The 25,350-nt window shown below is 65.3% G+C and carries 28 protein-coding genes; 21 read left to right on the top strand and 7 right to left on the bottom strand.

The annotated features are described in order from the left end of the window. The first annotated feature begins 11 nt into the window (after nucleotides 1-11). From narH to ACO6D6_RS13255, 9 genes are read left to right on the top strand one after another with little or no spacing between them, the layout of a single operon-like run. Nucleotides 12-1,601 (top strand): nitrate reductase subunit beta, encoded by a 1,590-nt coding sequence (gene narH / locus ACO6D6_RS13295; protein ID WP_484785726.1) that lies wholly within the window; start codon nucleotides 12-14, stop codon nucleotides 1,599-1,601. After that, complete coding sequence (narJ, locus tag ACO6D6_RS13290) at nucleotides 1,601-2,308, top strand: nitrate reductase molybdenum cofactor assembly chaperone (protein WP_484785725.1); 708 nt, start codon at nucleotides 1,601-1,603, stop codon at nucleotides 2,306-2,308. The genes narH and narJ overlap by 1 nt, the downstream gene beginning before the upstream one ends. A 3-nt stretch (nucleotides 2,309-2,311) precedes the next feature. Next, nucleotides 2,312-3,049, top strand: a complete 738-nt coding sequence (gene narI / locus ACO6D6_RS13285; protein ID WP_484785724.1) for a respiratory nitrate reductase subunit gamma — start codon at nucleotides 2,312-2,314, stop codon at nucleotides 3,047-3,049. Further along, complete coding sequence (locus ACO6D6_RS13280; RefSeq protein WP_484785723.1) at nucleotides 3,046-3,300, top strand: DUF6457 domain-containing protein; 255 nt, start codon at nucleotides 3,046-3,048, stop codon at nucleotides 3,298-3,300. The genes narI and ACO6D6_RS13280 overlap by 4 nt, the downstream gene beginning before the upstream one ends. After that, nucleotides 3,300-4,046 (top strand): HesA/MoeB/ThiF family protein, encoded by a 747-nt coding sequence (locus ACO6D6_RS13275; protein ID WP_484785722.1) that lies wholly within the window; start codon nucleotides 3,300-3,302, stop codon nucleotides 4,044-4,046. The genes ACO6D6_RS13280 and ACO6D6_RS13275 overlap by 1 nt, the downstream gene beginning before the upstream one ends. Nucleotide 4,047: 1 nt before the next feature. Next, nucleotides 4,048-5,283: a molybdopterin molybdotransferase MoeA gene (locus ACO6D6_RS13270; protein WP_484785721.1), complete on the top strand. Its 1,236-nt coding sequence runs from the start codon at nucleotides 4,048-4,050 to the stop codon at nucleotides 5,281-5,283. Continuing rightward, nucleotides 5,280-5,750 carry a cyclic pyranopterin monophosphate synthase MoaC gene (moaC, locus tag ACO6D6_RS13265; RefSeq protein WP_484785720.1) on the top strand — a complete coding sequence of 157 codons (471 nt, stop codon included), beginning with the start codon at nucleotides 5,280-5,282 and terminating at the stop codon, nucleotides 5,748-5,750. Before ACO6D6_RS13270 ends, moaC begins: the two co-directional genes overlap by 4 nt. Further along, nucleotides 5,743-6,588, top strand: a complete 846-nt coding sequence (locus ACO6D6_RS13260) for an NTP transferase domain-containing protein (RefSeq protein ID WP_484785719.1) — start codon at nucleotides 5,743-5,745, stop codon at nucleotides 6,586-6,588. Before moaC ends, ACO6D6_RS13260 begins: the two co-directional genes overlap by 8 nt. After that, complete coding sequence (locus ACO6D6_RS13255) at nucleotides 6,585-6,824, top strand: MoaD/ThiS family protein (RefSeq protein ID WP_484785718.1); 240 nt, start codon at nucleotides 6,585-6,587, stop codon at nucleotides 6,822-6,824. Before ACO6D6_RS13260 ends, ACO6D6_RS13255 begins: the two co-directional genes overlap by 4 nt. A gap of 350 nt (nucleotides 6,825-7,174) precedes the next feature. On the opposite strand, the gene ACO6D6_RS13250 is transcribed toward ACO6D6_RS13255, so the two are convergent. Beyond that, nucleotides 7,175-8,200 (bottom strand): LacI family DNA-binding transcriptional regulator, encoded by a 1,026-nt coding sequence (locus tag ACO6D6_RS13250; RefSeq protein ID WP_484785717.1) that lies wholly within the window; start codon nucleotides 8,198-8,200, stop codon nucleotides 7,175-7,177. A 141-nt stretch (nucleotides 8,201-8,341) separates the two neighbouring features. On the opposite strand from ACO6D6_RS13250, the gene ACO6D6_RS13245 reads away from it, so the two are divergent. The 8 genes from ACO6D6_RS13245 to ACO6D6_RS13210 all read left to right on the top strand — a co-directional run bounded on the left by ACO6D6_RS13245 (nucleotide 8,342) and on the right by ACO6D6_RS13210 (nucleotide 17,479). Then, a complete protein-coding gene (locus tag ACO6D6_RS13245; RefSeq protein ID WP_484785716.1) occupies nucleotides 8,342-9,502 on the top strand; it encodes a substrate-binding domain-containing protein in 1,161 nt (386 codons plus the stop codon). Between the two features lie 74 nt (nucleotides 9,503-9,576). Continuing rightward, on the top strand, nucleotides 9,577-11,052 hold the full coding sequence (locus ACO6D6_RS13240) for a sugar ABC transporter ATP-binding protein (RefSeq protein ID WP_484785715.1): 1,476 nt from the start codon (nucleotides 9,577-9,579) through the stop codon (nucleotides 11,050-11,052). Further along, nucleotides 11,049-12,023, top strand: coding sequence for an ABC transporter permease (locus ACO6D6_RS13235; protein ID WP_484785714.1), 975 nt, complete (start codon nucleotides 11,049-11,051; stop codon nucleotides 12,021-12,023). Before ACO6D6_RS13240 ends, ACO6D6_RS13235 begins: the two co-directional genes overlap by 4 nt. 24 nt (nucleotides 12,024-12,047) lie before the next feature. Then, nucleotides 12,048-14,093, top strand: a complete 2,046-nt coding sequence (locus ACO6D6_RS13230; RefSeq protein WP_484785713.1) for a beta-galactosidase — start codon at nucleotides 12,048-12,050, stop codon at nucleotides 14,091-14,093. Between the two features lie 12 nt (nucleotides 14,094-14,105). Continuing rightward, complete coding sequence (locus ACO6D6_RS13225) at nucleotides 14,106-14,879, top strand: hypothetical protein (RefSeq protein ID WP_484785712.1); 774 nt, start codon at nucleotides 14,106-14,108, stop codon at nucleotides 14,877-14,879. A gap of 23 nt (nucleotides 14,880-14,902) precedes the next feature. Beyond that, entirely contained in the window at nucleotides 14,903-15,034 is a 132-nt protein-coding gene (locus ACO6D6_RS13220; RefSeq protein WP_484785711.1) for a hypothetical protein, read from the top strand. Between the two features lie 347 nt (nucleotides 15,035-15,381). Continuing rightward, nucleotides 15,382-16,269, top strand: coding sequence for an alpha/beta fold hydrolase (locus tag ACO6D6_RS13215; protein ID WP_014845895.1), 888 nt, complete (start codon nucleotides 15,382-15,384; stop codon nucleotides 16,267-16,269). Between the two features lie 70 nt (nucleotides 16,270-16,339). Next, nucleotides 16,340-17,479: a glycoside hydrolase 5 family protein gene (locus ACO6D6_RS13210; RefSeq protein ID WP_484785710.1), complete on the top strand. Its 1,140-nt coding sequence runs from the start codon at nucleotides 16,340-16,342 to the stop codon at nucleotides 17,477-17,479. An 18-nt stretch (nucleotides 17,480-17,497) separates the two neighbouring features. Here the strand turns inward: ACO6D6_RS13210 and ACO6D6_RS13205 are convergent, their stop codons facing one another. After that, the gene (locus ACO6D6_RS13205) at nucleotides 17,498-18,493 is read right to left on the bottom strand and encodes an ISL3 family transposase (protein WP_484785765.1); all 996 of its coding nucleotides are present in this window, start codon (nucleotides 18,491-18,493) and stop codon (nucleotides 17,498-17,500) included. Between the two features lie 124 nt (nucleotides 18,494-18,617). Here ACO6D6_RS13205 and ACO6D6_RS13200 point away from each other — a divergent pair, with 124 nt between their 5' ends. Beyond that, nucleotides 18,618-18,899: a hypothetical protein gene (locus tag ACO6D6_RS13200; protein ID WP_484785709.1), complete on the top strand. Its 282-nt coding sequence runs from the start codon at nucleotides 18,618-18,620 to the stop codon at nucleotides 18,897-18,899. 1 nt (nucleotide 18,900) lies between these two features. On the opposite strand, the gene ACO6D6_RS13195 is transcribed toward ACO6D6_RS13200, so the two are convergent. Then, nucleotides 18,901-19,275: a hypothetical protein gene (locus ACO6D6_RS13195; protein WP_484785708.1), complete on the bottom strand. Its 375-nt coding sequence runs from the start codon at nucleotides 19,273-19,275 to the stop codon at nucleotides 18,901-18,903. Between the two features lie 276 nt (nucleotides 19,276-19,551). Here ACO6D6_RS13195 and ACO6D6_RS13190 point away from each other — a divergent pair, with 276 nt between their 5' ends. The 3 genes from ACO6D6_RS13190 to ACO6D6_RS13180 are packed head-to-tail and all read left to right on the top strand — an operon-like array spanning nucleotide 19,552 to nucleotide 22,733. Further along, a complete protein-coding gene (locus ACO6D6_RS13190; RefSeq protein WP_484785707.1) occupies nucleotides 19,552-20,730 on the top strand; it encodes an ABC transporter substrate-binding protein in 1,179 nt (392 codons plus the stop codon). Then, the gene (locus ACO6D6_RS13185) at nucleotides 20,727-21,902 is read left to right on the top strand and encodes a FecCD family ABC transporter permease (RefSeq protein WP_484785706.1); all 1,176 of its coding nucleotides are present in this window, start codon (nucleotides 20,727-20,729) and stop codon (nucleotides 21,900-21,902) included. Before ACO6D6_RS13190 ends, ACO6D6_RS13185 begins: the two co-directional genes overlap by 4 nt. Nucleotides 21,903-21,932: 30 nt before the next feature. Then, nucleotides 21,933-22,733 (top strand): ABC transporter ATP-binding protein, encoded by an 801-nt coding sequence (locus tag ACO6D6_RS13180; RefSeq protein WP_484785705.1) that lies wholly within the window; start codon nucleotides 21,933-21,935, stop codon nucleotides 22,731-22,733. A gap of 139 nt (nucleotides 22,734-22,872) precedes the next feature. Here the strand turns inward: ACO6D6_RS13180 and ACO6D6_RS13175 are convergent, their stop codons facing one another. The 4 genes from ACO6D6_RS13175 to ACO6D6_RS13160 all read right to left on the bottom strand — a co-directional run. Further along, entirely contained in the window at nucleotides 22,873-23,583 is a 711-nt protein-coding gene (locus ACO6D6_RS13175; protein WP_484785704.1) for an ATP-binding cassette domain-containing protein, read from the bottom strand. Next, a complete protein-coding gene (locus ACO6D6_RS13170; RefSeq protein ID WP_484785703.1) occupies nucleotides 23,580-24,344 on the bottom strand; it encodes an ABC transporter permease in 765 nt (254 codons plus the stop codon). Before ACO6D6_RS13170 ends, ACO6D6_RS13175 begins: the two co-directional genes overlap by 4 nt. Beyond that, on the bottom strand, nucleotides 24,341-25,150 hold the full coding sequence (gene modA / locus ACO6D6_RS13165; RefSeq protein ID WP_484785702.1) for a molybdate ABC transporter substrate-binding protein: 810 nt from the start codon (nucleotides 25,148-25,150) through the stop codon (nucleotides 24,341-24,343). The genes ACO6D6_RS13170 and modA overlap by 4 nt, the downstream gene beginning before the upstream one ends. Then, nucleotides 25,147-25,350, bottom strand: a 204-nt coding sequence (locus tag ACO6D6_RS13160) for a TOBE domain-containing protein (protein WP_484785701.1), incomplete at its 5' end; no start/stop codon positions are given. The genes ACO6D6_RS13160 and modA, both read right to left, overlap by 4 nt.

Below are 25,350 nucleotides of genomic sequence, written 5' to 3'. Positions count from 1 at the left end.
ACCTAATCAACATGCGAATCATGGCCCAGATGGCGATGGTGATGAACCTCGACAAGTGCATCGGCTGCCACACCTGTTCGGTCACCTGCAAGCAGGCGTGGACCAACCGTTCCGGCACCGAGTACGTGTGGTTCAACAACGTGGAGACCCGCCCGGGTCTCGGCTACCCCCGGGAGTACGAGAACCAGGAGAAGTGGCAGGGTGGCTGGGAGGTCACCAAGCGCGGCAGGCTGCGCCTCAAGGGCGGCGGCCGGTTCCACAAACTGCTCAACATCTTCGGCAACCCGAAGATGCCCGAGATCGACGACTACTACGAGCCGTGGACCTACGACTACCAGAACCTGCTGAACGCGCCGGCGGGGCAGAAACACTTCCCGGTGGCCACGGCCCACTCACTTATCACCGGCGAGAAGATGACCCCGAAGTGGGGCCCGAACTGGGATGACGACCTGGGCGGCGTGGTCGAGTACGGGCACAAGGACCCGATGCTCAAGGGCATCGAGGACAAGGTGAAGTTCGAGTTCGAACAGACCTTCATGTTCTACCTGCCGCGCATCTGCGAACACTGCCTCAACCCGGCGTGCGCGGCCTCCTGCCCCTCCGGCGCGATCTACAAACGCGCCGAGGACGGCATCGTCCTGGTGGACCAGGACCGCTGCCGCGGCTGGCGGATGTGCATCTCCGGTTGCCCCTACAAGAAGGTCTACTTCAACCACAACACCGGCAAGGCCGAGAAGTGCACCTTCTGCTACCCGCGCGTGGAGCTGGGGATCCCCACGGTCTGCGCGGAGACCTGCGTCGGGCGGCTGCGCTACATCGGTTTGATGCTCTACGACGCCGATGCGGTTCTCGTTGCAGCGGCCGAACGCGACGAACACAAGCTGTACGAGAAACAGCTCGCGGTCTTCCTCGACCCGGAGGATCCCGAAATCCGTGCCGAGGCGGAACGCCAGGGCATTCCGCACGACTGGGTCGAGGCGGCCCGGCGTTCCCCGGTGAAGAAACTCATCATGGATCACCGGGTGGCGCTTCCCCTGCACCCGGAGTACCGCACCATGCCGATGGTCTGGTACATCCCGCCGCTGTCGCCGATCGTTGACTCCGTCGCCTCCACCGGATACGACGCGGAGGATGTCGACAACCTGTTCGGGGCCATTGACGTGCTGCGCATTCCCATGGAGTACCTGGCCAATCTGTTCACGGCCGGCAACGTCGCCCCGGTGCGCGCCGTCCTGGAGAAGATGGCCGCCATGCGCTCCTACATGCGCGACATCAACCTCGGAGGGGCCGGCAACGAGGAGATCGCCGCCAAGGTCGGCATGACCGGCCAGGAGATCCAGGACATGTTCCGGTTGCTCGCGATCGCCAAGTACGACGAGCGCTACGTCATCCCGCCGTCGCACAAGGAACAGGCCCACAGCCTGGAGTCGATCTCCACCGAATGCCCCGTCGGCGAGGGTGGCACGGCCCCCGGCAGCGGTCCCGTGGCCGTGACGATCGGCAGCTACTCGGCCGCGAAGGCCCGGCGGGAGGCCTCCCAGGGGCAGGGCACCTTCCTCGACTGGGACGGCCACGGCATACCGACCTCGGGGGTGAAGTGATGAGACGTTGGCTGCCCGGAATCGGACGCCGGGCCCCGAACGTCCCGGCCCGGGAGCTGCCCGACGACCAGCTGCGCGTGACATGGCAGGCCGTCTCCCTGCTGCTGGACTACCCCTCGGTGAAGCTGTTCCGGAACCTGACGCGGCTTCGTGATACGGCCGGGCGGCTGCCCGCCACGGTGGGGGAGCCGCTGATCGGGGTGATCGACCACCTCGAACAGCAGGGCCTGGAGGCCTCCCGGCAGGCCTACGTCGAAACCTTCGACCACACCCGCAAGTGCGCCCTGCACCTGACCTACTACGCCCACGGCGACAGCCGGAAACGGGGAGTGGCCCTGGTGCAGTTCAAACAGGCCTACCGCCGCGCCGGGATGGAGGTCAGCGACGAGGAGCTGCCCGATCACCTGTCGGTGGTCCTGGAGTTCGGGGCCCTCGGCGACCTGGACGTCGCCTGGGAGCTGATCAACCGGCACCGCGCAGGGGTGGAACTGCTCGCCATGGCCCTGGAGCACCGGGGATCTCCCTGGCGCGGGGCGCTGGCCGCCCTGCGCGCCAGCCTGCCCGCCATCGACGGTGAGCAGGCCGAAGCCGTCGCGAAACTGCTCCGTGACGGCCCCGAAACCGAGGACGTGGGGTTGGAACCCTACGGCATCGATCCGTTCCTGAACCCCCGTCCCGACGAAGACGCTGAACTGCTGGGAGTCTGATCCATGAACACTCTGCTCTGGGGGGTTTTCCCCTACATCGCGATGGCGGTCTTCGTCGTCGGCATGATCTGGCGATACCGATTCAGCCAGTTCTCCTGGACCACCCGCAGCTCTCAGATCTATGAGTCGCGGCTGCTGCGCATCGGTGCTCCGCTGTTCCACTTCGGCCTGCTGTTCGCCTTCGGTGGGCATCTCATGGGCCTGGTCATCCCGAAGGCCTGGACCGATGCGCTCGGCATCGAACAGGAGACCTACCACCTGGTTGCGGTGGTGGGCGGCTGGATCTCCGGGATCATGATCGCCGTCGGGTACCTGATCCTCATCGTCCGGCGCATCGCGGTGCCCGCGGTGCGGAAGGCCACCACCATCGGGGATGTCGTGATGTACGTGGTGCTGACCGCCATCCTCGTCACCGGTGCGTGGAACACGCTGACCACCACCTTCGACCACCACTACAACTACCGGCAGGGGGTGAGCCCCTGGTTCCGCAGCATCTTCACCTTCCAACCGGACATCGAGTTGATGGTGAACTCGCCGTTCTCCTTCCAGGCGCACGCCTTCCTGGCGTTCCTGATCCTGCTGATCTGGCCGTTCACCCGGTTGGTGCACGCCTTCAGCATCCCGGTCGGGTACGTGACCCGGCCCTACGTGGTCTACCGCTCCGCCGGGAAGACACCGGCCCGGAACACCAATGTTCCCGCCGGGTTGTGGGACAAACCCAAACTGAAGGAGCAGGTGTGAGTGGTCGGGAGCCCATTGACGAGACCGCTTGGGCCCCTTGGGTGGAACACGTGGCCGCGGCCCTGGAAGTGGACGCCTCGGCGGTCTCGCCGCGGGCCGTTCACGACCTGACGGGCCAGGTCGCGGCACGCTACCAGCGCCCCATGGCGCCGGTTTCCGCCTACCTGTGGGGGCTGGCGATCGCCACCCACCCGGACCGCGACCCCGGGGAGCTGGCCCGGGTCATTCTCGACGCGCTCCCGGAGGGTTGATGCAGCCGGTCATCGCCGTTCCTGAGCCCCTCACCGAAGCCGAACGCGACCGCTACCAGCGGACCATGGCCATCGACGGTTTCGGGGAGGAGGCCCAGGGCAGGCTCAAGGCCGCGACGGTGTGCTGCATCGGTGCGGGAGGTCTCGGCGGTCCCGTGCTGCAGTACCTGGCCGCCTCCGGGGTGGGGCGGTTGATCGTCGTCGACGACGACATCGTGGAGGAACGCAACCTGCAACGCCAGACCCTCTACGGCACCACCACCCTGGGGGCCTCCAAGGCCGCTGCCGCCGCCGCGCGGCTGGCGGACCTCAACCCCATGGTCGAGGTGATTCCCGTGTCCCTGCGGGTCACGCAGGACACGGCGGAGTCGGTCCTCGCCGGCTGCGACGTGGTGGTGGATGCGGTGGACAACCTGCCCACCCGGCTGGCCGTGGCCGGGGCCTGTCAGCGTCTCGACCTGCCGCTGGTCTTCGGTGCCGTCCAGGCCGTCAACGGGCAGGTCACGGTGCTGTGGGAACGTCACAAACTGGCCCTGTCGGATCTGTTCCCCGACCCCCCGCTGAGCTGCCCGACGGCCGCGGAGGTCGGGGTGCTGGGTCCCATGACCGGTTGGGTGGGTTCGGTGATGGCCACCGAGGTGGTCAAACTGCTCACCGGGGTCGGGGAACCGCTGCTGGGGCGTGTGATGTACATCGACACCCTCCGAGCGAGGGTGGTGGAATTGCCGCTTGCCGGGAGGAAGTGACATGCGAGACAGGCTGAGCATCGAGGAGTACCGGGACGAACTGCTCGGGCTCGTGACGCGGATCACGGATGTCGAGACCGTGCCCCTGGGGCGGGCGGACGGGAGGGTTCTGGCGGCTCCGGTGACCGCGGCCGCGGCCGTTCCGGTGTTCGCGAACTCCGCCATGGACGGTTTCGCGGTCCACGAGACCGACCGGCACCGGGGCGCTGAGCTGAGGGTCGTCGGGGTGGTCGCCGCGGGTTCACCGCTGGACCCGGCGATGGGTCCCGGCGAGTGTGTGCGGATCATGACGGGTGCGCCCCTGCCGTCGCGGGCCGAGGCGGTGGTGCCCGTCGAACTGACCGAGGAATCCGGGGGGATCGTCCGGATCGTCGGGGAACCGGGCGTCAAGAACCACGTCAGGGCGGCGGGGGAGGATTTTTCCGCCGGTGCCGAGGTGTTGTCGGCCGGGCTGCGGCTGGGGCCGCGGGCCCTCGGGGTAGCGGCCGCCTGCGGGCGGGGGGAGGTGACGGTGGTGCGGCGACCCCGCGTCGCCGTCATCGCGACGGGCGATGAGCTGCGCCCCGCAGGTGCGGTGCTGGCCCGGGGCCAGATCTACGAGTCGAACGGCACCTTCATGGCCGGGCAGCTGACCAGGATGGGTGCCGAGGTGGTCGCGGCCCCGGTCCTTTCCGACGAGCCGGGAAGTTTCGCCGCCGGGCTGGACGCTGCGGCGGCAGGGGCGGATCTGGTGGTGCTGAGCGGCGGGGTTTCCGTCGGCGACCACGACGTGGTGCGGCAGGTGCTGGGCGGGGAGATCGGTTCCTCCGCCGCGGTGCGGTCCCGTTTCGTCCACGTCGTCATGCAACCCGGGAAACCGCAGGGCTGGGCGCTGTGGCGGGCGGGGGAGCGGGAGGTGCCGCTGGTGGCGTTGCCCGGCAATCCGCTGTCCACGATGGTCAGCTGCGAACTGTTCGTGGAGCCGCTGATCGACGCGATGCTGGGCCGCGCCCCGCGGCCCTGGCTGCGGGCCATCACCGGGCGTCCCTGGCCCGCCCCCAGGGGGCGTCGCCAGGTGGTGCCGGTCATCGTCGAAACCGACGAGGCGGGGCGCCTGGTCGTGGTGCCCGCCCACGAGGGAATCTCGGCCTCGCACCTGGTCTCGGCCGCCGCTCGGGCGGACGGCCTGGCTCTGCTTGACGAACCGACGGACAACGTCCGGCCCGGCGATCTCGTCTCTTTCCGGAGGTACCTGTGAAGTTCACCCACCTCGATTCCGCCGGCCAGGCCCGCATGGTCGACGTCACCGACAAACAACCGACGAAACGCGCCGCCACCGCCTCCGCGACGGTGGTCTGTGACCCGGAGATCCTGCGGCGCATCGCATCCGGGGAGATGCCGAAGGGCGACGTGCTCGCGGTGGCGCGGATCGCCGGGATCGCGGCGGCGAAACGAACCCCGGAACTGCTGCCGCTGGCCCACGTGATCGGGGTGCACGGCGCCACGGTTGACCTGACCCTCGGCCCGGAGAGCGTCGAGGTGGTCGCCACGGTGCGCACCGCCGACCGCACCGGCGTCGAGATGGAGGCCCTCACCGCCGCATCCGTCGCCGCGCTGGCGCTGATCGACATGGTCAAGGGCCTCGACAGGAACGCCCACATCCGCGAGGTGAAGCTGCTCGCCAAGGAGGGCGGCCGGTCGGGCAGCTGGCGGCGCGATGCCTGAGTTCGACGCGATCATCCTGGCGGGTGGCCGCGGTTCGCGGCTCGGTGGGGTGTCCAAGGCCGACCTGGTCGTCGGCGGCAGGCGACTGCTCGACGTGGTGCTCGAGGCGGTCAGGCGCGCCCGCACGACGGTGGTGGTCGGCCCGGTGGCGGTGCCCGACGGGGTCTTGTCCACCGTCGAGGACCCGCCGGGAACCGGGCCGGCCGCCGGGATCGTCGCCGGTCTGGAGGCCGTTGAACGGCCCGCGGAATGGACGGTGGTGCTGGCCTGCGACCTGCCCGGTGTGCAGGCGGCCGTGCCCCGGCTGCTCGCCGCGACCACGCGGGGCGACGACCTGGACGGCTACTGCCTGGCCTCGGCGGAGGGAAACCCGCAGTGGCTGCTGGGAATCCACCGCACCGCGCGGCTGCGGGCGGTGGCCCGGGCCTACGGCGACCCGCGGAACCGATCGGTTCGCGGGCTGCTGGCGGGCATGCGGCTGGGGCTGCTGCCCGATGCCGGCGACGACGGGCGTGACGTGGACACTTGGGTGGATCACGCCCACTGGAACGAGTTCTGGAGGGAAAAGATGAGTCAGGACGAAACCGGGTGGCAGGAGTTCGTGGACCGGGCCTGCTCGGCCCTGGAGATCGACCCGGCACGCGTGGACATTCACGGGGTGCTGGAGCTCAGCCGCGAGATCGCCCACGCGGGGGCGCGTCCCATGGCCCCCGTGAGCGCTCACCTGTGGGGGTTGGCTGCCGGGGCCACCCCGGGACGCGACCTCGACTACCTGCGCCGGGTGGTGGAGGACGCCGCCACCTCGGCGCCCCTGCCGCCGGAGAAGGAGGGGAAATGATCCTCGTTCGGCTGTTCGCGGCCGCGGAGGCCGCCGCCGGGACCGGCACCGAGGAGGTTGAGGCCGCCACCCTCGGTGAGTTGAAGGACATTCTCGTGGCCCGTCACGGCGAGGAGTTCGGGGCGGTGCTGGGGCGCTGTTCCACGCTGGTCGACGGCAGGGCGGGCCTGCCGGACGACCACGACCTGACCGGGGTGCGGGGGGTCGACGTCCTGCCGCCCTTCGCCGGGGGCTGATTCCCGATTTGTGACACTGCTGGCTGTTTGTGGTGTTGATGTGGGTCTGGCCAGAGGTGTTGATCGTGTTGGTGCGCACTAGTGCTGGTTCTTCTGGGGTGTGGGATGTCGCCCTACATGAAACGTCCCAGGTTTCCCACCTAAGATAAGGACCGGCACGAAACCCGGGACGCTTCACCCGAGACCCGGCGACCGCCCCCACGGCCCATACCCGGAACTACGGGGTGACCGGGCGGACGAGAGGGGGTACTCGCGAGGTCGCCAGCGCCCCGGGCTCGGGTGAGTCTGTTGCAGACGAGGAAGCCGCCGGTGGCGCTACCCACAGGCTGCCTGGTGTGACCGGTTCGGGGCTATGGCCGCGCTTTGCGGCAGGTGCTCAGCCGGACAAGGAGGCGTGGGCGGATGGGTTCTCTCAGGTGGGTGTCGTCACTGCCGCTGAGGAGGACTTCGAGGCACCGGAGGCCTAGCGCTTTGAAATCCTGGCGCACCGTTGTGAGTGGGGGGGAAAACTGACGGGCGAATTCGTGGTCGTCGAAGCCCACGACGCTGACGTCCTCGGGAACTCGAACGCCAGCTTCGTTGAACGCTCGCATCATGCCCAGGGCCATGAGGTCAGAGGCCGCGAAGACAGCATCGGGCAGGCCCTCCTTGATCATCCGAACGCCCGCGTGATAACCGCTCTGGCCCGTCCAATTGCCGAAAATAGGCTCCGGGACCGGGAGCCCAGTGCTCAGCAACTCCTCCCGCCAGCCCTCTAGCCGGACGCTACCGTCCAACCATTTCTGGTCGCCCGCCAGGTGAACGATGTGCTGGTGGCCGAGTCGCACCAGGTGGCGGGTGGCGAGTCGGGCCCCGAGTTTCTGGTCTTCGGTTACGACTCGGATGCCAGGGGTGGGCCGAGGGTCCGGCGTCAGCATGACCACCGGCAGGCCGCTTGCCCAGCTGAAGGACGCCGCGACCTTGCGTGTCGTCTTCGCCTCGGCCTGGAGAGGGGCGATGACGACGATGCCGTCGACGAAGGCGTCGGCGAACTGGTGCAAAGTGGCTTCAAGGGACTTGAAGGCGTCGCGCTCCTGAACGGTGAGAAGCACCGAGTAGCCGGCGTTGCGTGCGGCTTCCTCGACCCCGTAGAGGGCACCCATGGGGCCATAGCGCCACGACCCGTCGCTGACAACGCCGATCGCTCCCGGGCGCGATGTCACCAGAGCGCGGGCTGCCGCATTGCGTCTGTATCCGACGGCCTCGATCGCCGCGAGGACCCGCTCACGGGTCTCCTCGCTGACCCGGGCGTCGTCATTCACGACACGCGAGACCGTCTGGTAGGAGCAGCCAGCGATCTTGGCTACGTCGCGAAGGCCCGGCCGTTTGGGGGGCATGGATACAAGCATCGCCCCAGCTTAACGGCGCGACGTTCTTAGCAGAGGACATTGCTCTTGACAGAACCCCATGCGAACGTTCACACTCTAGGCATGCGAACGTTCACACGGGCGCTTCTCGATCAAGATTCAAGGAGGAACATGAACAGGAAGCTTGCTGCCCGGCTGACGGCAGTCGCCCTAACGTTGAGCCTGTCATTGACGGCATGCACGAGTGACAGCGCAACGACCAGTAACAACGATGCGGCTGTGTCGAGCAAGGCAGACGCGGCGCTGAAAGAGATCCAGGGCAAAGTTCTCAGCAAGGGGCCCCACGGCGAGGAGCCGTCAACACGAGATGCGGTGATGCTTTCCGATGCCGAGGTCGCTCAGGTCAAGGCCAAGGGGGCTACGGCAGCCATCGTGATGCACTACGCGGGCAATGACTGGGCGACTGCCCAGGTGAATGGGTTGAAAGCAGAGTTTGCGCGGTTGGGCATCGAAGTGGTTGCCGTTACCGATGCCAACTTCAACCCGGGTCAGCAGGTGTCGAACATCGAGACCGTGCTAGCGAAGGATCCCGACATCATCGTCTCCATCCCGACCGACCCCGTGGCCACGGCTTCGGCCTATAAGCGGGCAGCGGAAGCCGGAGTGAAGCTCGTCTTCATGGACAACGTCCCCAACGGACTCGTGGCGGGCGAGGACTATGAGTCGGTCGTCTCTGCCGACAACTACGGCAACGGTGTGGTTTCTGCCCACCTGCTCGCTAAGTCCCTCGGCGGCGCGGGGAAGATCGGTGTCATCTATCACGAGGCCGACTTCTTCGTCACCAAACAGCGCTATCAGGGCTTCACGGAGACAATCGCCAAGGACTATCCCGGCATGGAGATCGTCAAGGCCCAGGGAATCGCCGGTCCCGATTTCGCCGGTGATGCCCAGAAGGTGACCGACGCCATGCTCAGCCAGAACCCCGACCTCGTGGGCGTGTGGGCTGTCTGGGATGTGCCTGCCGAGGGTGTCATGGCGGCGGCCAGGTCGGCCGGGCGAACCAACCTGAAGATCGCCACCGAGGATCTGGGGACCAATGCCGCGATCGCGTTGGCCCAGAATCAGCTCGTCGTGGGTTTGGGCGCTCAGCAGCCATATCAGCAAGGGGTCGCTGAGGCCAACATCGCGGGCGGTGCGCTGCTGGGCAAGAAGGCGCCAGCCTACGTGGCGCTGAGTGCCCTCCCGGTTGACCACTCCAATGTGCTGGAAGCGTGGAAGCAGGTGTACAACGTCGAAGCTCCTGCGGACCTTCAGAAGGCCTACGTGAAATGAGCAGCCATGCAACTGGGGTGGGCGCCCCCGGGCACGGAGACCCCGCAGCTGCCGCGCGGGCCCCAATCGTCCGCATGGCCGGCATCCACAAGGCATTCGACGGGGTGCAGGTGCTTGATGATGTCGACTTCGAGGTGCTTCCCGGCGAAGTACACGCGCTCGCAGGGGGCAATGGCGCTGGGAAGTCCACGCTCATGAAGATCCTCCAGGGGGTCTACAGCCTTGACGCGGGAACCATCGATGTCGCCGGGCGCGCTGTCTCTTTCGCGTCCATTCACGACGCCAAGAAGGCTGGAATCGGCATGGTCTTCCAGGAGTTCAGCTTGGTGTCCACGCTGACGGTGGCGCAGAACATTTTCCTGAACGCCGAACCTCGCAAAGCCGGCCTGATCGACGACCGGGCGATGGTCGAACGTGCTCGGGAGATTTTCGAGCGGATGCAGATCCCCGTCGATCCGGAGCAATCGCTCGGGACGCTCAGCACCGCGTACTGGCAACTGACCGAGATCGCCAAGGCACTGTCGGAGGACGCCCGGGTTCTCATCATGGACGAGCCGACGGCGTCCCTGGCGAGGCACGAGGCGCAAGCCCTGTTCGACCTGATCGGTCGGCTCAAGGACCAGGGAATCGCCGTCATCTACATTTCCCACCGCATGGAAGAGGTGTACACGATCGCTGATCGGATCACCATCCTGCGCAACGGAAAGAGGCTTCTGACTCGGCGCTTGACCGACATCACGCCAGCCCAGATCGTCGAGGGCATCGTTGGCAAAGAAGTGGAGCTCGCGGCCATTGCCGAACAATCCGACACCGATGGACCTGTGGTTCTGCAAGCCGCTGGTCTCGCCAGCGCCAGCGGCATCCACGATGTCGATCTCGTTCTTCGAGCCGGTCAGGTGGTCGGGCTCGCCGGGTTGATGGGGTCAGGCCGAAGCGAACTCGCCCGGGCCCTCTATGGCGTAGATCGGATCACTGCGGGCACGCTCTCGGTCGATGGACGCGTGGTGTCGCTCGCATCGCCCGCAGATGCCCTCCGCCATGGGATCTGCCTCATTCCGGAAGACCGGCGATTGCAGGGCCTCATCCTCGACCATTCCGTGGCCGGGAACCTGGTGTTGCCACATCTCGGCGATCTCCGTGCGGGGCCATTTGTGGACGATAAGGCGGCCTCCGAGTTGGCCAATACCCTCATCGACGACTTCGCCATCAAGGTCGCCGACCCCGACGCCTCCGCGCGTCTCCTGTCCGGTGGAAACCAGCAGAAGATCGTCATCGCCAAATGGATCAGCCGCACGCCCCGCGTCCTGATCATGGACGAGCCCACGGCGGGGGTCGATATCGGGACCAAAGCCGAAATTATCGCCACCGTCAGGTCGTATGCCGACCAGGGCATGGCCGTTCTCGTCATCTCGTCGGAGTATCCCGAACTGCTCGCTATGAGCGATCGGCTGCTGCTCATGCGCGATTCCACCATAGTCCGCGAACTGGACCGCTCGTCGATCACGGACGAGCAGGCCCTCGAACTCGAAGTCCAAGGAGTGTCATCATGAGCACGACCGACAAGGCACTGGGGAAAACCCCAACCACCGTGCGCCGGAGGATCACTTTCGACTGGCGGCGCGACATCATCTACGTCGGGTTCGTGGCCGTGGTCATCGTGTTCTCGATCCTTCTGCGCGACCAGGGCTTCATCTCAACGACGAGCCTGATGAACATTTTGCGACAGACCGCGATCGTCACCGTCATTGCTGTGGGAATGACCTATGTCATAGCGGCAGCCGAGATCGATCTTTCCGTGGGGTCTGTCGCTGGTCTGGCCTCGGTGCTGACGGCGATGGCCCTGTCTCAGTTCGGGCTTGTGCTGGGCATCCTCGCCGGTCTGCTCGTGGGCGTGACGATCGGAGCCATCAACGGTGCCCTGGTGGCTTTCGCTAAGATCCCCTCCTTCCTGGTGACGCTCGCCATGATGGGGATCGCCTTCGGCATCGCCCAGTGGATCACGGCGTCCGCGCCCCAACCCATCCTGGACATGACCTACAACAATGCGTTCGGCGGCAGTTCCATCGGGCCCATCCCGGTACTCATCGTCTGGATGCTGGTGGTGGTCGTCATTGGATCGGTTGTCTTGAAGAAGATGCGCTTCGGCCGTCAGGTGCTCGCCACGGGGGCCAATAAGGTAGCGGCGGAGTATTCGGGCATCAAGACGCGCTGGATTCGCTTCCGCGTCATGCTGATCTGCTCGGTCGGGGCCGCCCTGGCAGGCATGCTCTACGCCGGCCGCCTACAGTCCGGGCGTTTCCAGTGGGGCCAAGGCGACGAGATGAATGCCATCGCGGCCGTCATCCTGGGCGGAACGGCGCTGTCGGGCGGACGTGGTTCGGTAATCGGCACGTTCTTTGGTGCCCTGCTGATGGCCACCATCAACTACGGCCTGATCCTGGCTGGGCTCGATACCAGCCAGCAGCAGATTATCCGCGGAATCATCATCGTGCTGGCCGTCGCGCTGGCACGCCAGAAGTAACCAACATCAACGAAAGGAAGTGACATGAGTAAGACCCATGGGCGCGACATCACGGTGGATGGGGGCCGATTCCTCATCAACGGTGAGCAGCGCAATCTGTATGGCGGCGCCGTCCACTATTGGCGGCTCGACCGGAACAAATGGGACTCGATCCTGGAGTCCGTCAAGTCGATGGGGTTCAACATGATCTCCATCTACATCCCGTGGGAGATCCACGAGGTGTCGAAGGGCGAATTCGACTTCTCGGGGAACAAGGACATCGATGCGTTCCTGACCCTGTGCGAGAGCAAGGGCTTCGCGATCATCGTCCGCCCCGGCCCCCAGATCAACTCCGAACTGACCTGGTTCGGCTACCCCAAACGAATCCTGGAGAATGAACGGCTGCAGGCCCGCAACGCCAAGGGTGCGCGGACGGTGCTCACCCAGGTGCCCAAACCCATCCCGGCGCTCAACTACGCCGAGGACGAGTTCTTCGATGAGACAGCGCTCTGGTACGACGCCATCTGCGAGATCCTGGCACGCCACGCCCACCCGAAGGGAGGCATCGTGGCAGCGCAGGTCGACAACGAGATGGCTTACTTCTTCTGCATCAACGCCTATGCCGCCGACTTCAGCGATGCGTCGCTGCGCAACTACCGGGCATTCCTGTCCAGCAAGTACGGCTCACTGGAGACGATCAACGAGGCTCACGGGACAACTGCGGCGACGATGGACGAGGTGGACGCTCCCCGCCGTTTCGAGGCCACCAAAGCGTCCGAGATTCCCCGCTACGCGGACTGGATCGAGTACCGGGAGAACTACCTGATCGATTCCATGGCGCGTCTTGCGGACATGATGAGGGAACGTGGCCTTGACACCATCGCCCTGTTCCACAACTACCCGCACCCCCTCGGCCCTGGCGGCGCAGCCTCGGGGTTCACCACGCCGTTCAACATCGCCAAGCTGGAGGAGAAGCTCGATTTCGTCGGGTTTGACATCTACTCCCGCAAGGAGCTCTATTCCCACGTAAAGACCGTGGGCAGCTATGTGGTGGGCACCAGCCGCTACCCGTACATCCCGGAGTTCATCGCCGGAGTGTGGCCATGGTATTTGCATCCGGGAACCCTCTACGACGAGGAATTCGTCACGAAGGCTGCCCTGGCCCAGGGCATCAAAGGCTTCAGCCGCTACATGCTCGTGGAGCGGGACCGGTGGCTCGACTCGCCGATCCGTCGTGATGGCCGAGTCCGTGAGGACCACGCCGAGATGTTTGGCGCGGCCAACAGGATGCAACTCGATGGGCGATTCGGCGATCTGCGCCGGGACGCATCCGTGCTGCTGCTGGCAAACCGTGAGTACGACCGCCTGGAGGCCGCCAGCGTCCTGGTGTCCTTCCCCGGCGACTTCCTCGAGACCCCCTCGGGCTTCTCCGAATACGCCGGCCCGCTCACGATCAGCGAGCATACGCTCGGCTTCGACAAGGCTCCCCAGCTGGAGAAGTCGGAATGGTTCGGGGCTTTCTACACGGCGCTGAACAGCGGTGACCATGACTTCTTGCTCTCGGACACCTCGCTCGATCCCAAGCGCTGGGGCGCGCACAAGGTGGTCGTCCTGACCACCCTCGACTACCTGGATGCCACGCTGCAACAGTCGCTCGTCGACTACGCCGCCGCTGGTGGTGTGGTCGTTATGGGTCCGCGGGCTCCTCGCTTCGACAGCCTGATGCGACCCTGCACCATCCTGGCCGACGCCATCGCCGCGGGTGCCCGCGGTATCGTCCTCGTCGCGACGAAGGACGAAGCCGCCCAGGCCATCCACCGCGCCTGTGCCGACGCCGCGGTCCCCGCGGTGCTGAAGAACGACCTGGATCTCGACGTGATCGTGCATGTCGACAACACGGATCCGGCTCGGCGGGTCGTGTTCGTCGTGAACCCGACCGGCCGGACGGTTCAAGCGAGTGTCTCCCTCGGGCACAGCCTCTCCTCGGTCCAGGAGCTCTGGACCGGAACCGAAGGCCACACCGACAACGAGACGATTAGGGCATCCCTGGCGCCCTATTCCATTCATATCTACGACTGCCGGCTTTCCTGAAAGGAGACAACTATGCTTCACGGTGATGTTCTCATGGCCGATATCGATGTCGACCAGTGGCGGAACGCCCAGGACCTGGTTCTGCGATCCGCGAAGGAGGCCAAGCGCCTCATCGTCATGCTTGAGAAGGGCGAGGTCGTCAAGTGCGTGCACACGACGGGACAACCCGTCATCGGTGCCCCCCAACGAGTCGATGACCTGTCAGAGGCCGCCCGTTCGCTCTACGAGGCAAACGCGGCGGGAACCGATTTCGTGCTCATCCTTGAGCGCGATGCGGCCGACGAATACTTCTCTGCCTTCCAGAACGCCTGGACCGCCGACGAAGACCTGGACGTGTTCGTCCACCGGACCTACGCGCTCCTGGACGACTACACTGACTCGATCGTCACCTATCCCCAGCCCGCGCGAGAGACGCTTGGCCTCCAATGGCGCCTCGGAGCCACCCACGAGCAGGTCGAGGCGGCCATCAAAGCAATGGTCGAACCCAATTCGACCGCCGTGCTCGCCGTCCATCACGATCAGAGCCTGTGGACCAGCCTGATCCTCGCATTCGACGCCGACCTCAAGATCGTTTCGATCGGAACCGCCGACCCGAGTCTCATCGACATCCACGGTACTCGGGCCGAGGTCGTCGAACGTCTCGTGACCTTCGCGGAGGGCCGTGAAGGCAAGGTTGGATTGGTGGTCGACGCGACGCTGGATGCCGCCCGGGAGTTCCTGGCCGCTTCCGACAAACGGTCGGCACGGGCCAAACTGGGGGAGGCCTTCTCCATCAGCCAACGCTGACCCCTCGGCGTCCGCCCGGGCTGGTGAACACCAGCCCGGGCGGTGATCGCCGATACCCGGAGGGGGCCACCAGCTACCGAGAGGCCTACCGGCTGCTCGCCACCAAAAAGCACTCCACGTTCGAGAAATTCGTGGAGAGACTGAAGGTGGCCTGAATGTATTTGGTGGGCTCAAATGCTTGGGGTCACCCATGAACGCTCTTGGCCCAGGGTCAAGAAAGGAATCCTGATCCCGGAGGCATGCGCCGCGATGGATGTGACCCGACTTGTGACATTTCTGTGTAGCATTCCACACCCACTGTTGCAATGACCCCTCGAAACCGCCGCCGAAGAGCTTGGGTGAACGCCCCAGAGCAGCCTTGGGATAGCTCATCCCACGCGAAGCATACGAACGCCTACTCGTTGCTTCCGCCACTTGACACCAGGGAGGGGCCCGCACTATTCTGATCAAGACTCACTGTTGCAAAAGCAACGTGTAAATACACTATCAAAGGAGATAGCTCATGGAGATCATTGCCGACCACAATGGAGTTCCCGCTAAGCATGGCCGCGCACTCGTCAATGGAGTACGGCTCCACTATTCCGTGGCGGGTGAAGGCGAACCACTGTTCCTGCTGCACGGGGTGCCGAAGACTTCCTATCACTGGCGCCGAGTGATTCCCCTCCTCACGCCGTACTACACTGTCATTGCGCCGGATCTCCGCGGTCTTGGCGACTCAGAGCGCCCACCGGGCGGCTTCGATATGAAGAACATGGCGGAGGACATCGCGCAACTGGCCACCCATTTGGGGTATGAAGAGTTTCTCATTGCGGGTGAGGATTGGGGCGCCGCCGCCGCCTATCAACTGGCCGCGCAGTACCCGGAACGTGTCAAGAAGCTGATTTTCCAGGAAATGATCCTTCCGGGGTTTGGCCTTGAGGATTATTCTTTCCTCACGCGAGAGAACGTCAGCACTTACGTCTGGCTTTGGCATATCAACTTCTACAGTGTTCCGAATTTCCCTGAAATGCTCATCACGGGCAGGGAGAGGGAGTACTTCAACTATTTCATGAAGCACGAGACGCATAATCCTCAAGCAATCACCCCGGATGCGCTGGATGAATACGTGCGTTGTTACTCGGCGCCTGGCGGCATTCGAAGCATGTGCGAGATCTATCGCGCAACGCTGGACGATGCTGACCAGAACCGGGAAGCTGCCAAGACCAAACTCAAGATGCCGGTACTTGCGGTGGGCAGTGAGTACTTCATTGGGGCAGACAACGAACGGCAGATGCGTGAGCTCGCCGAGGATGTGAGCGCCGTAATTCTTCCGTGGGGGCACCAGCTCGCGGAAGAGGATCCCGAAGGTCTCGCGGCCGCCTACCTCGACTTCCTCGGTCGTGGAGACTGACGGCATCGCGTGATTCGCGCTGATGTTTCGCATGGCAAGCAATATCTAACCCTCTGCAAGGAGAACAGTCGTGGGAAAGAACTACGCTTCCGAGGATGCGGGCTGCTTTCGAGTACAACAGAGCAAGTCAGGTGGTTGGGCATTCGTAGATCCGTTTGGTGAGCCCTTCGTATCTCTTGCGCTGAACCACCTCGATGACAGCGACCTGCGCTATCCGCACAACGTGGACGTATTCGACCGGAAATACGGCACCCGTAGGAACTGGACGAAGGGTGTTGTCCGAGATCTTGAAGATCTCAATTTCAACACCATCGGATGGACCTGCCAATACGTCAGCGGAGACTGGGGCAAGGCTCTGGACTGGTTCGGGGATCCCATCGACCTCGGCCACTCGTCGCCCTGGCCCGATGAGCTCCTGCTCGACGCCGGCATGCCCTACGTGGTGCAGATCCGGGTGCAGGAAATCGAGGACTGGAACGGTCACCCGGCATTTCGTGACGTATACAGCGAAGATTTCCAAAAGTATGCAGACTGGATCGCACGGCGCATGACATCCGACCACAAGAACAGTCGGAACCTGATCGGGTATTTCTTGGTTGATATTCCCGCCTGGCTGCCCCACGCTTCTGGTCGTTTCTGGCCTGGCTTCGAAGGCCTGTCGCCCGAAGAACACGACGCGAAGCTCTTCGAGGTGGCCACGCAGTACTACAAGACCGTGACCGAAGCGATCCGCCGATACGATCCAAACCACCTTATCCTCGGCGACCGCTACAACGGCAACAAGGGAATTCCCGAGACTGTTCTGCGCGCCATGGCGCCGTTCGTCGATGTGCTCTCGGTTCAGTACTTCACTGGGAAGGCCGAGGCTGAGTACACGAAGATGATCTCCGACCTCCGTCAGTGGCATGACATCACGGGCAAACCCGTGGTGATCGCCGATATCGGAAACTGGGTCCCCACTGAGATGAACCCGCACCGCACGAGCGACATGCAGACGCATGCTGAGCGTGGCGAGGACTATGCACAAGGTCTTGCCAGAGTTATGGCCGAACCTTGGATCATCGGCTGGCACTGGTGCGGATACATCGAAAACCTGGGCCGAGGCTGGGGAATCAAGGACCCCTACGATGAGTTCTACTCCGATCTCACTGACCGCATCCGGGAGGCTAATGCAGCCGCCCAGACCGCAGTTGGCATGCGAATGGAGTAAAGCCCAAGCGAGCAGAGGTCAAGTTACCCCACTCTGTCCTACCTGAGGTGGGGGTGTGAGTCCGCCGCCGATGACCGGGGACTGCGTGCCGGAACGGTAGCGGTTGCGGGATCCGCGGGCGATGCGTTGGTGGAGTTCGATGAGTTCGTTGATCGCCTCGGTGCCGCCGTTGTTGGCGCGGCCGGTGTCGAAGTAGGCCAGGAACGCGTCGCGCCACTGCTTCAACGTCTTGCCCAGCCGCTTGCTCTCCGGGATCGGACACGTCGGCAGCGAGCGGATGAGGTCGTCGGCGATGCGGCGTCCCTGGGCTGGGCTCTTAGCCCTGTAGGCCGACCGCAGCTTCTGCGCGCACAGCCAGGCGACGAGGATCTCGTCGTGGCGTTGGTCGGCAGCGATCGCGCGGTCCAGCCGGGCACGTTGCCGGTCGGTGAGCTTCTCCTGACCACAGCGCAGGATCGTGCGGATGCCGTAGAGCGGGTCGTTCTTGCGGCCACGGTGGCCGTGGATCTCCTGCTGCACACGCCGGCGGTCCTCGTCGACGGCCTGGGTGCCGAGCTTGACCACATGGAACGCGTCGAGCACAGCGACCGCATCCTCGAGTTGGTCATCGATGGCGTTGTTGTAGCCGTGGAACGGATCCAGCGCGGCGACCTCGACCCCGTCCTTGAAGTCCTCGCCGCGTTCTTCGAGCCAGTCGCTGTACGTCTTGCCCGACCGGCCGGGGACCAGGTCGAGCAGCCGCGCCTGCGGCCTGCCTGTGTCGGGATCCGGGGTGAGGTCGACCATCCCGGTCAGCTGCTTGGGTCCACAGTCGCCGTCCTCGATCGGGAACTCGCTGACGTGGTGCCACACGTGCTCGTCCACACCGAGCCGTTTCACGCCGGCGAAGCGCCCCTCGTCGTCGGTCATCGCCTGCAGCAGCGGCTCGATCGAGGTCCCCACCGTGTTCCACGTCGTCCCGAGCTGCTGCGCCAGGCCGCTGACCGATGCATGCTCGCGGCGGAGCTGGTTGATCGCCCACCAGCAGGCTCGGGTCGATTCGAATGTCCAAGAACGACCTCCGCGCCAGGCCGATCTACCAACATCTCAAGGAATCCAACCAGGCCCACCTTGCCATCGTGTTCGCGGCCCTCGCCACTTGGAACAGGCCACCGGCTGGAGCGCCAAGAAGTTCGTCACCATGATGTGCCGCTACCGCACCATTCAGATCCAAGCCGGCCAGCACACCATCCCGCTGAAGACATCCTGCCCGACGACGCCCAAGACGCCCTCAACAAGCTCCGCGACAACCGACAACAACCGCACTAATTGTCACAAGTCGGGTTCCACGCTGGTCGACGGCAGGGCGGGCCTGCCGGACGACCACGACCTGACCGGGGTGCGGGGGGTCGACGTCCTGCCGCCCTTCTCCGGGGGCTGATTCAGCGCCCCGGAAGTTCCCGCAGCAACTCCTCCGGGACAGGGAACGGGAGGGTGTGGAAGGTCTGGTCGGAATTGATGTCGTTGAAGTCATCCTCCTTGACGCGCACGAAATCCGGGGTGGCCTCGGCGATGTAGACCTTCGAGGTGCCCGAGTCGGTCGCGAGTTCGTAAGGGGCGGCCAGGTAGCGGATGCCGAGCTCGTCGAGGGTCTCCTCCGCTTCGAGCCAGTCCACTGTTTCGCTGCGTTCCCGGCCGAGCAGGTCGATGGCGACGAAACCCTCGCCGCGGGGTGCGATCCAGCCGATGGGCTCGCGGTTCGCCCCGCCGAGGTGCGTGATCCAGTCCTTGGGCACGGCCTTCTCGGTCTGCTTCATGTCCCATGAGTTTAGGGGCTGCGGGCGGGGGCCGTTCACCGTGGCGGAACAGGGCGGTGCCGGCGAAACGAGACGTGCGTGAAGCGCATTACCACACAGATCTCCATCCCGGGCGGCGTCTCAGAAGATGTGCTGCTTGAGTTGCGCAATCCGGTGATCTGCTCTTAGGGTTGCCTAGCTTTCACTCTGAGAGGACGCCATCGGCGTCCCGGGCAGTTCGATCTGACCAACATCACCAAACACAATTGCGCCGTCTTGGCGGCAGGAGGCATGTATATGAAACGCAGGACTTTTCTGGCAGGAGCCGCGGGGGCGCTGGGGGTGGCCGCCGTCTCGGCGTGCAGCAACGGAAACCAACCGGCCGCGACCTCCGCTTCGGGTTCCGCCGGCGGCGCATTGACCATCACCGATGTCGCGGACCGTACCGTCACCCTGGAATCCGCTCCTTCCAAGATCATCCTGGGAGAGTCCCGGCAGGCCTACTCGTTGCTCTTCCTCCAGCGTGACAACCTGATGGACAAGGTCGTGGCCTGGGGAACCGACCTCCAGAGCGCCGCACCCGACATCTACGATCGCGTGGTGAAGGTGCAGCCCAAGGCGGCAGACCTGCCCACCGTCGGCAGCGTCGCCAAGGGAGACCTGAGCGTGGAGAACCTCCTCGAACACAACCCCGACCTGTTCCTCATGACCCTGGAACAGTACGAGGCCGCCAAACAGGCAGGGTTCGACGCGAAACTGGATTCCGCCAAGGTCCCCTACCTGGTGACCGATTTCCGCAAGAAACCGGTGGAGAACACCCACACCAGCGTCCGGCTGCTGGGCCAGGTCTTCGGCGTCTCCGACAAGGCGGACGAGTTCCTCACCTACTACGACTCCCTGGTCAACCCGGTCCTGGAGGCCGCCAAGGCCAAGGCCGAGGCGGATCGCCCGAGCGTGTTCGTGTGGCGTTCCCCCGGCATCTCCGAACCCGGCCGCACCTTCGGGGAATCCAACTTCGGCCAGATCGTCACCGCCAGCGGCGGCAACAACCTCGGTACCAAACTGATCGATGGGGACGCGGGCACCGTCACTGCCGAGCAGCTGATCGCATCCCAGCCGGAAATCATCATCGCCACGGGCGGCGACTGGGAAAAGCAGAAGGTCAGCGAGAAGACGGTCATCAAGTACGTCAAACTCGGTTACAACGCCACCCCTGAGGAAACGAACCAGACCCTGGGGCAGTTGTCCAACGAGACCGGGTACAGCGAGCTGAAGGCGTTCAGCGACAAGCAGGTCTACGCCATCTACCACCAGCTCTACGACGCGCCGTACAACTTCCTCGCCTACATCGCCTTCGCCAAGTGGCAGGGACTCAAGGTCGACGGGGTGCCCGATGTGGACGCCGCCTGGAGCGAGTTCCACGACAAGTTCATGCCCTTCAAGGCCGAGGGTATCTTCGCCGCCAAGCTGTCATGACCGACACCGAGGCAGTCGGGACCGTCTCGGAGAGCACCGCCGCTTCAGCGGAAGCGGCGGTGCCGGAGAGTGGTTCCCAGAAGGAAGCACTCGCCGAGTTCTGGCGGATCAAGACCAAACGCATGCTGATCCTCATCGGCATTCTCGTGTCCGTGGTGGTCATGTTCGTGATCGCCATGCTGGTGGGGCCGCTCGACATCAGCGCCGCTGACATCGCCAGCACCTATCTCAGGGGGATCGCGGAGGGGCTGCAGCAGCTGGGGGTCGATGCCGGTTGGGCCTCCGAGGTGTCCGGGCGGACCCGTACCGTCGTGATGGATCTGCGCACCCCGCCCGCGCTCATGGCGGTGGTGGCAGGTGCCGCACTGGCCCTTGCCGGTGCGCAGATGCAGACCATTCTCGACAACCCCCTGGCGGAGCCCTACACCCTTGGTGTCTCCGCCGCTGCGGGTTGCGGTGCGGCCATCGTGATAGCCACCGGGATCAGTTTCCCCGTCTTCTCCGAGGCCTCCGTGCCGATCGGCGCCGCGGCGCTGGCCCTGATCGCCAGCGGGGTGATTGCGCTGGTGTCGCGGCTGCGGCGTTCGGGTCGCGAAACCATCATCCTGCTGGGTATCGCCCTGGTCTTCGGGTTCCAGGCGCTGTTGATGCTGCTCCAGTACCGGGCCTCCCAGGAATCCCTCCAGCGGATGGTTTTCTGGACCATGGGTTCGCTGGAACGTGCCACCTGGTTCTCCATCACCATGGTGTTGGTCTCCCTCGTCGTGGTGATTCCGCTGTTCTCGATCAACCAGTGGAAACTCACCGCGCTCTCGCTCGGTGAGGCCCGGGCCCGGGCCATGGGTGTGAAGGTCGACAACGTCCGCATGTGGACCCTGCTGGGGGCCTCCTTGATCGCGGCGCTCACCGTCAGCTCCGTCGGGATCATCGGTTTCGTGGGCCTGGTCGGTCCCCACGTGGCGCGCATCTTGGTGGGGGAGGACCAGCGACTCTTCGTGCCGACGGCAATGGCCTGCGGTGCTCTGGTGCTCACCAGCGCCCATGCGGTGGCCCAGATCGTGGTGCCGGGTGTGGTACTCCCGGTCGGCATCCTCACGGCCCTCGTCGGTGTCCCGGTGTTCGTGCTGATCATCCTGGGCAGGCGGCGCACCACCTCCGCCATCTCCAACTAGACCACGCTCACGAGAAGAGGTTCGGAACTCATGCTCAACCTTGAATCCATCAGCGTGAGCTATGGAAAACACGCGGTGCTCTCCGGTCTCGACCTGACCATCAAGGAGGGCGTAGTCGCGGGGCTGCTCGGCCCCAACGGCTGCGGGAAGTCGACGCTGGTCCGCTCCATCGCGGGCGCCCAGCACTGCCACGGTTCGGTCAGCTACGGGAAACGCAGCGGTCGTGCCCTGCAGGACGTCACCGGGTACATGCCCCAGGAGATCCCGGGGCACATCGCCCTGACCGCCATGGAATCGGTGCTGGTCTCGGCGCAGCGTGGCGGCTCGGCGTGGCGGGTCCCGAAAAAGGACGTGGAACGCGCCTACGCGGCCCTTGATGCGCTGGGCATCGGCAGGCTCGCCAACACCTATCTGGGGGAGTGCTCGGGAGGCCAACGGCAGCTCATCTCCCTGGCGCAGACCCTCGTTCACGGACCCGAACTGGTGCTGCTCGACGAACCGACCAGCGCCCTGGACCTGAAACACCAGGTCCGGGTGCTGCGCAGCGTCCGCAAACACGTCCACGGTTCCGAGGCCACGGTCGCCGAGAAACGGAACGGAAAGGACACGGAGGCGGGGGAGCCGTCCTCCCGGCTGGCCCTGGTGGTCCTGCACGACATCAACCTGGCCACCCGGTTCTGCGACGAGGTGATGCTGATGGCCGCCGGTGAGGTGGTTGCCCAGGGCACCCCGCACGAGGTCTGCACCTCGGAGAACCTGAGCCGGGTCTACGACACGGAGGTGGCGGTGAACACGGACGAGGAGGGGGTGCTCACGGTCGTTGCCCGGTAGGGGCTCGTCGCGGCTTCTCCGGAAGCTGCCCTCGGGAAGCTGGTTGAGCCGGGCTGTGACGAAGTCACAGCCCGGCTCAACCACATGGTGAACGAAAAACAGGTGGTGTCAACAGGCGGCGCCAAGGAGGTCGCCCGGGTCAGTCCCGGTCGAAAAGCAGCTTCCCGAAAGAGCTTTCCGGGCGGGCCATGACCTCGGTGGCCGGGCCGTGTTCCACGATCCGGCCGTTTTCCAGCACCGCGATGTCGTCGGCCAGCGCCGCGACGTCGGCCGGGTCGTGGGTGACGATGATGCAGGGGCAGCCGACCTCGGCGAGGGCCGCCTTGACCGCCACCCGCAGCCGGGGCGTGTACTCGACGTCCACGGCGGCGAAGGGTTCGTCGATCAGCATTGCGCGGGGTCTGGTGGCCAGCGCCCGGGCCAGCGCGACCCGCGCCGCCTGGCCGCCGGAGAGTTCTCCGGGTCTGCGGGAGGCCAGAGCGGCGGCATCCAGGCGCTCCAGCATCTCCAGCGCCAACGTCCTGGCCTCGTCGCGCCGGAGTTTCTGGGCGCGGGGTCCGTAGGCGACGTTGCCCAGCACGTCGAGGTGCGGGAACAGCAGCGGCTGCTGCCCGAGCAGGCCGATGCGCCGCCGGTGGGCGGGAACGAAACGGCGGGAGTCGACCAGGACCTGGCCGTCGATGTCGAGGCGGCCGCGGTCGGGTTTCAGCAGCCCGCACAGCAGATCCAGCAGCGTCGACTTCCCGGCCCCGTTCGGGCCGACCACGGCGAGCACCCGCCCCGGCGGCACATCCAGGCCGGTTTCGTGGTTGCGGGAATTGAGGGTTCCTTCCCAGTGCAGTCCCTTCACGACCTGATCCTTCCCTTTCCGTATGCGATCACCATGACGATCCCCGCGAAGATCACCAGCAGCAGCGACAGGGCGATGGCTGCATCCGGGTCGGCCTCCCGCTGGAGGTAGATCTCCAACGGCAGGGTCCGGGTCCTGCCCTGCAGGGAGCCCGCGAAGGTCAGGGTGGCGCCGAACTCCCCCAGCGCCCGGGCGAAACTGAGCACGGCCCCCGACAGCAGCCCCGGGAACACCAGCGGCAGGGTCACCGTGAACAGGGTCCGGGTGGGGGAGGCCCCCAGGGTGGCGGCCACCCTCTCGTAGCGGTCCCCGGCGGTGCGCAGCGCCCCCTCGAGGCCCATCACCAGGAAGGGCAGTGAAACGAAGGTCTGCGCCAGGATTACGGCCACGGTGCTGAAGGCGATCCTGATGCCGGCGGCCTCCAGGTGCTGCCCGATCAGCCCCATCCGCCCGAATGTGAACAGCAGCGCCAGACCCCCGACCACGGGGGGCAGCACCAGGGGCAACAGGACCAGGGGGCGCAGCCAGCGCAACCCGTGACGCGCCAGGATCAGCGCCATCGGCGCGCCGAGGACGATGCAGAAGACGGTGCTGATGCTCGCGGTGAAGATGCTGAGCTGCAACGCCGCCAGCGACGACTGCGAGGTCAGCAGCTCCCACAGACCGGGCCACGGCACCCTGCTGAGCAACCCGGCCAGGGGCAGCGCCACCAGCAGCATGCCGAGTGCCGCCGGCAGCACCACCCATCTGGGGGTTGTCACCTGGGTGCGCCGAAACCGGCGTCCTGCAGCATGGACTGGCCCTGTTCGCCGAGCACGAAGTCGACGAAGGCCTGGGCTCCTTGGCGCGCGGACTTCGTCACCGCGATCGGGTACTTGTTGACGATCTTGTCCGCCTCGGGGGTTTCGACGACCTTGACCTTGTCCCCCGCGCCCGCGGCATCGGTGACGTAGACCAGGCCCGCGTCGGCCTCACCCGAGGTGACCTTGGCCAGCACGTCGGTGACCTTCTGCTCCTCCGAGACCGGGGTGAAGGTGAAACCGGTGGCCTCCGCGAGCTGTTTGGTGGCCGCGCCGCAGGGAACCTGCTCGGCGCACACGACCAGCTTCACGCCCTCCTTGGTGACATCCTCCAGTTTTGTGATTCCCGCCGGGTTACTGGGAGGGGTGACCAGCGTCAGGGTGTTGGTGGCGAAGATCTTCGTGCCTGCGGCATCGACGTTCCCGGCGTCGGAGGCCACCTTCATCTGCTTCTCGTTGGCGGAGGCGAAGATGTCGGCCTCGGCTCCGTTGTTGATCTGGGTGGCCAGCTCCGAGGAACCACCGAAGGAGAACTCGATGGTGTAGTTCGGGTGGGTTTTCTTGAACTCCTCGTAGATCTTCGGGAAGACGTTCTTCAGGGAGGCCGCGGCGAAGATCGTCAGGGTCGTGCTGGTCTGGTCGGTGCCGCCCGGTGCGGCGGAGGACGCCGCCTGTTGTGTTGCGCTCTGCTCGGTATTGGACGCGGTCTGGGAGCCGCAGGCGGTCAGGGCCAGCAGGCCCGCGAGAGCCAGGGCGAGTTTCTTCACGAGAGTCCTTCCGGGGTTTCGATGATCACCGTGGTGGCCTTCACCACGGCCGTGGCGAGCGTTCCCGGTGCCAGCCCGAGCCGATCCGCGGACTCCGTGCTCATCAGGGATGTGAGGACGAAGGGACCGCATCGCAACTGCACCTCCGCCATCACCTTGTCCTTCTTGACGGCCATCACCAACCCGGTCAGGCGGTTGCG

The organism is Arachnia sp., from assembly GCF_057238465.1.
The sequence above is the reverse complement of the archived record's forward strand: the minus strand, read 5'-3'. Positions and strand labels throughout refer to the sequence as shown.

Bases quoted from the DNA above. Each gene is read 5' to 3' on its own strand.
- ACO6D6_RS13250 (WP_484785717.1), bottom strand. From the start codon at position 8,200: ATGCCCCCCAAACGGCCGGGCCTTCGCGACGTAGCCAAGATCGCTGGC.
- ACO6D6_RS13180 (WP_484785705.1), top strand. From the start codon at position 21,933: ATGCTCAACCTTGAATCCATCAGCGTGAGCTATGGAAAACACGCGGTG.
- ACO6D6_RS13245 (WP_484785716.1), top strand. From the start codon at position 8,342: ATGAACAGGAAGCTTGCTGCCCGGCTGACGGCAGTCGCCCTAACGTTG.
- ACO6D6_RS13270 (WP_484785721.1), top strand. From the start codon at position 4,048: ATGCGAGACAGGCTGAGCATCGAGGAGTACCGGGACGAACTGCTCGGG.
- ACO6D6_RS13225 (WP_484785712.1), top strand. From the start codon at position 14,106: ATGCTTCACGGTGATGTTCTCATGGCCGATATCGATGTCGACCAGTGG.
- ACO6D6_RS13240 (WP_484785715.1), top strand. From the start codon at position 9,577: ATGGCCGGCATCCACAAGGCATTCGACGGGGTGCAGGTGCTTGATGAT.
- narH (WP_484785726.1), top strand. From the start codon at position 12: ATGCGAATCATGGCCCAGATGGCGATGGTGATGAACCTCGACAAGTGC.
- ACO6D6_RS13230 (WP_484785713.1), top strand. From the start codon at position 12,048: ATGAGTAAGACCCATGGGCGCGACATCACGGTGGATGGGGGCCGATTC.
- ACO6D6_RS13215 (WP_014845895.1), top strand. From the start codon at position 15,382: ATGGAGATCATTGCCGACCACAATGGAGTTCCCGCTAAGCATGGCCGC.
- ACO6D6_RS13195 (WP_484785708.1), bottom strand. From the start codon at position 19,275: ATGAAGCAGACCGAGAAGGCCGTGCCCAAGGACTGGATCACGCACCTC.
- narJ (WP_484785725.1), top strand. From the start codon at position 1,601: ATGAGACGTTGGCTGCCCGGAATCGGACGCCGGGCCCCGAACGTCCCG.
- ACO6D6_RS13260 (WP_484785719.1), top strand. From the start codon at position 5,743: ATGCCTGAGTTCGACGCGATCATCCTGGCGGGTGGCCGCGGTTCGCGG.
- ACO6D6_RS13185 (WP_484785706.1), top strand. From the start codon at position 20,727: ATGACCGACACCGAGGCAGTCGGGACCGTCTCGGAGAGCACCGCCGCT.
- ACO6D6_RS13235 (WP_484785714.1), top strand. From the start codon at position 11,049: ATGAGCACGACCGACAAGGCACTGGGGAAAACCCCAACCACCGTGCGC.
- ACO6D6_RS13190 (WP_484785707.1), top strand. From the start codon at position 19,552: ATGAAACGCAGGACTTTTCTGGCAGGAGCCGCGGGGGCGCTGGGGGTG.
- ACO6D6_RS13255 (WP_484785718.1), top strand. From the start codon at position 6,585: ATGATCCTCGTTCGGCTGTTCGCGGCCGCGGAGGCCGCCGCCGGGACC.
- ACO6D6_RS13275 (WP_484785722.1), top strand. From the start codon at position 3,300: ATGCAGCCGGTCATCGCCGTTCCTGAGCCCCTCACCGAAGCCGAACGC.
- narI (WP_484785724.1), top strand. From the start codon at position 2,312: ATGAACACTCTGCTCTGGGGGGTTTTCCCCTACATCGCGATGGCGGTC.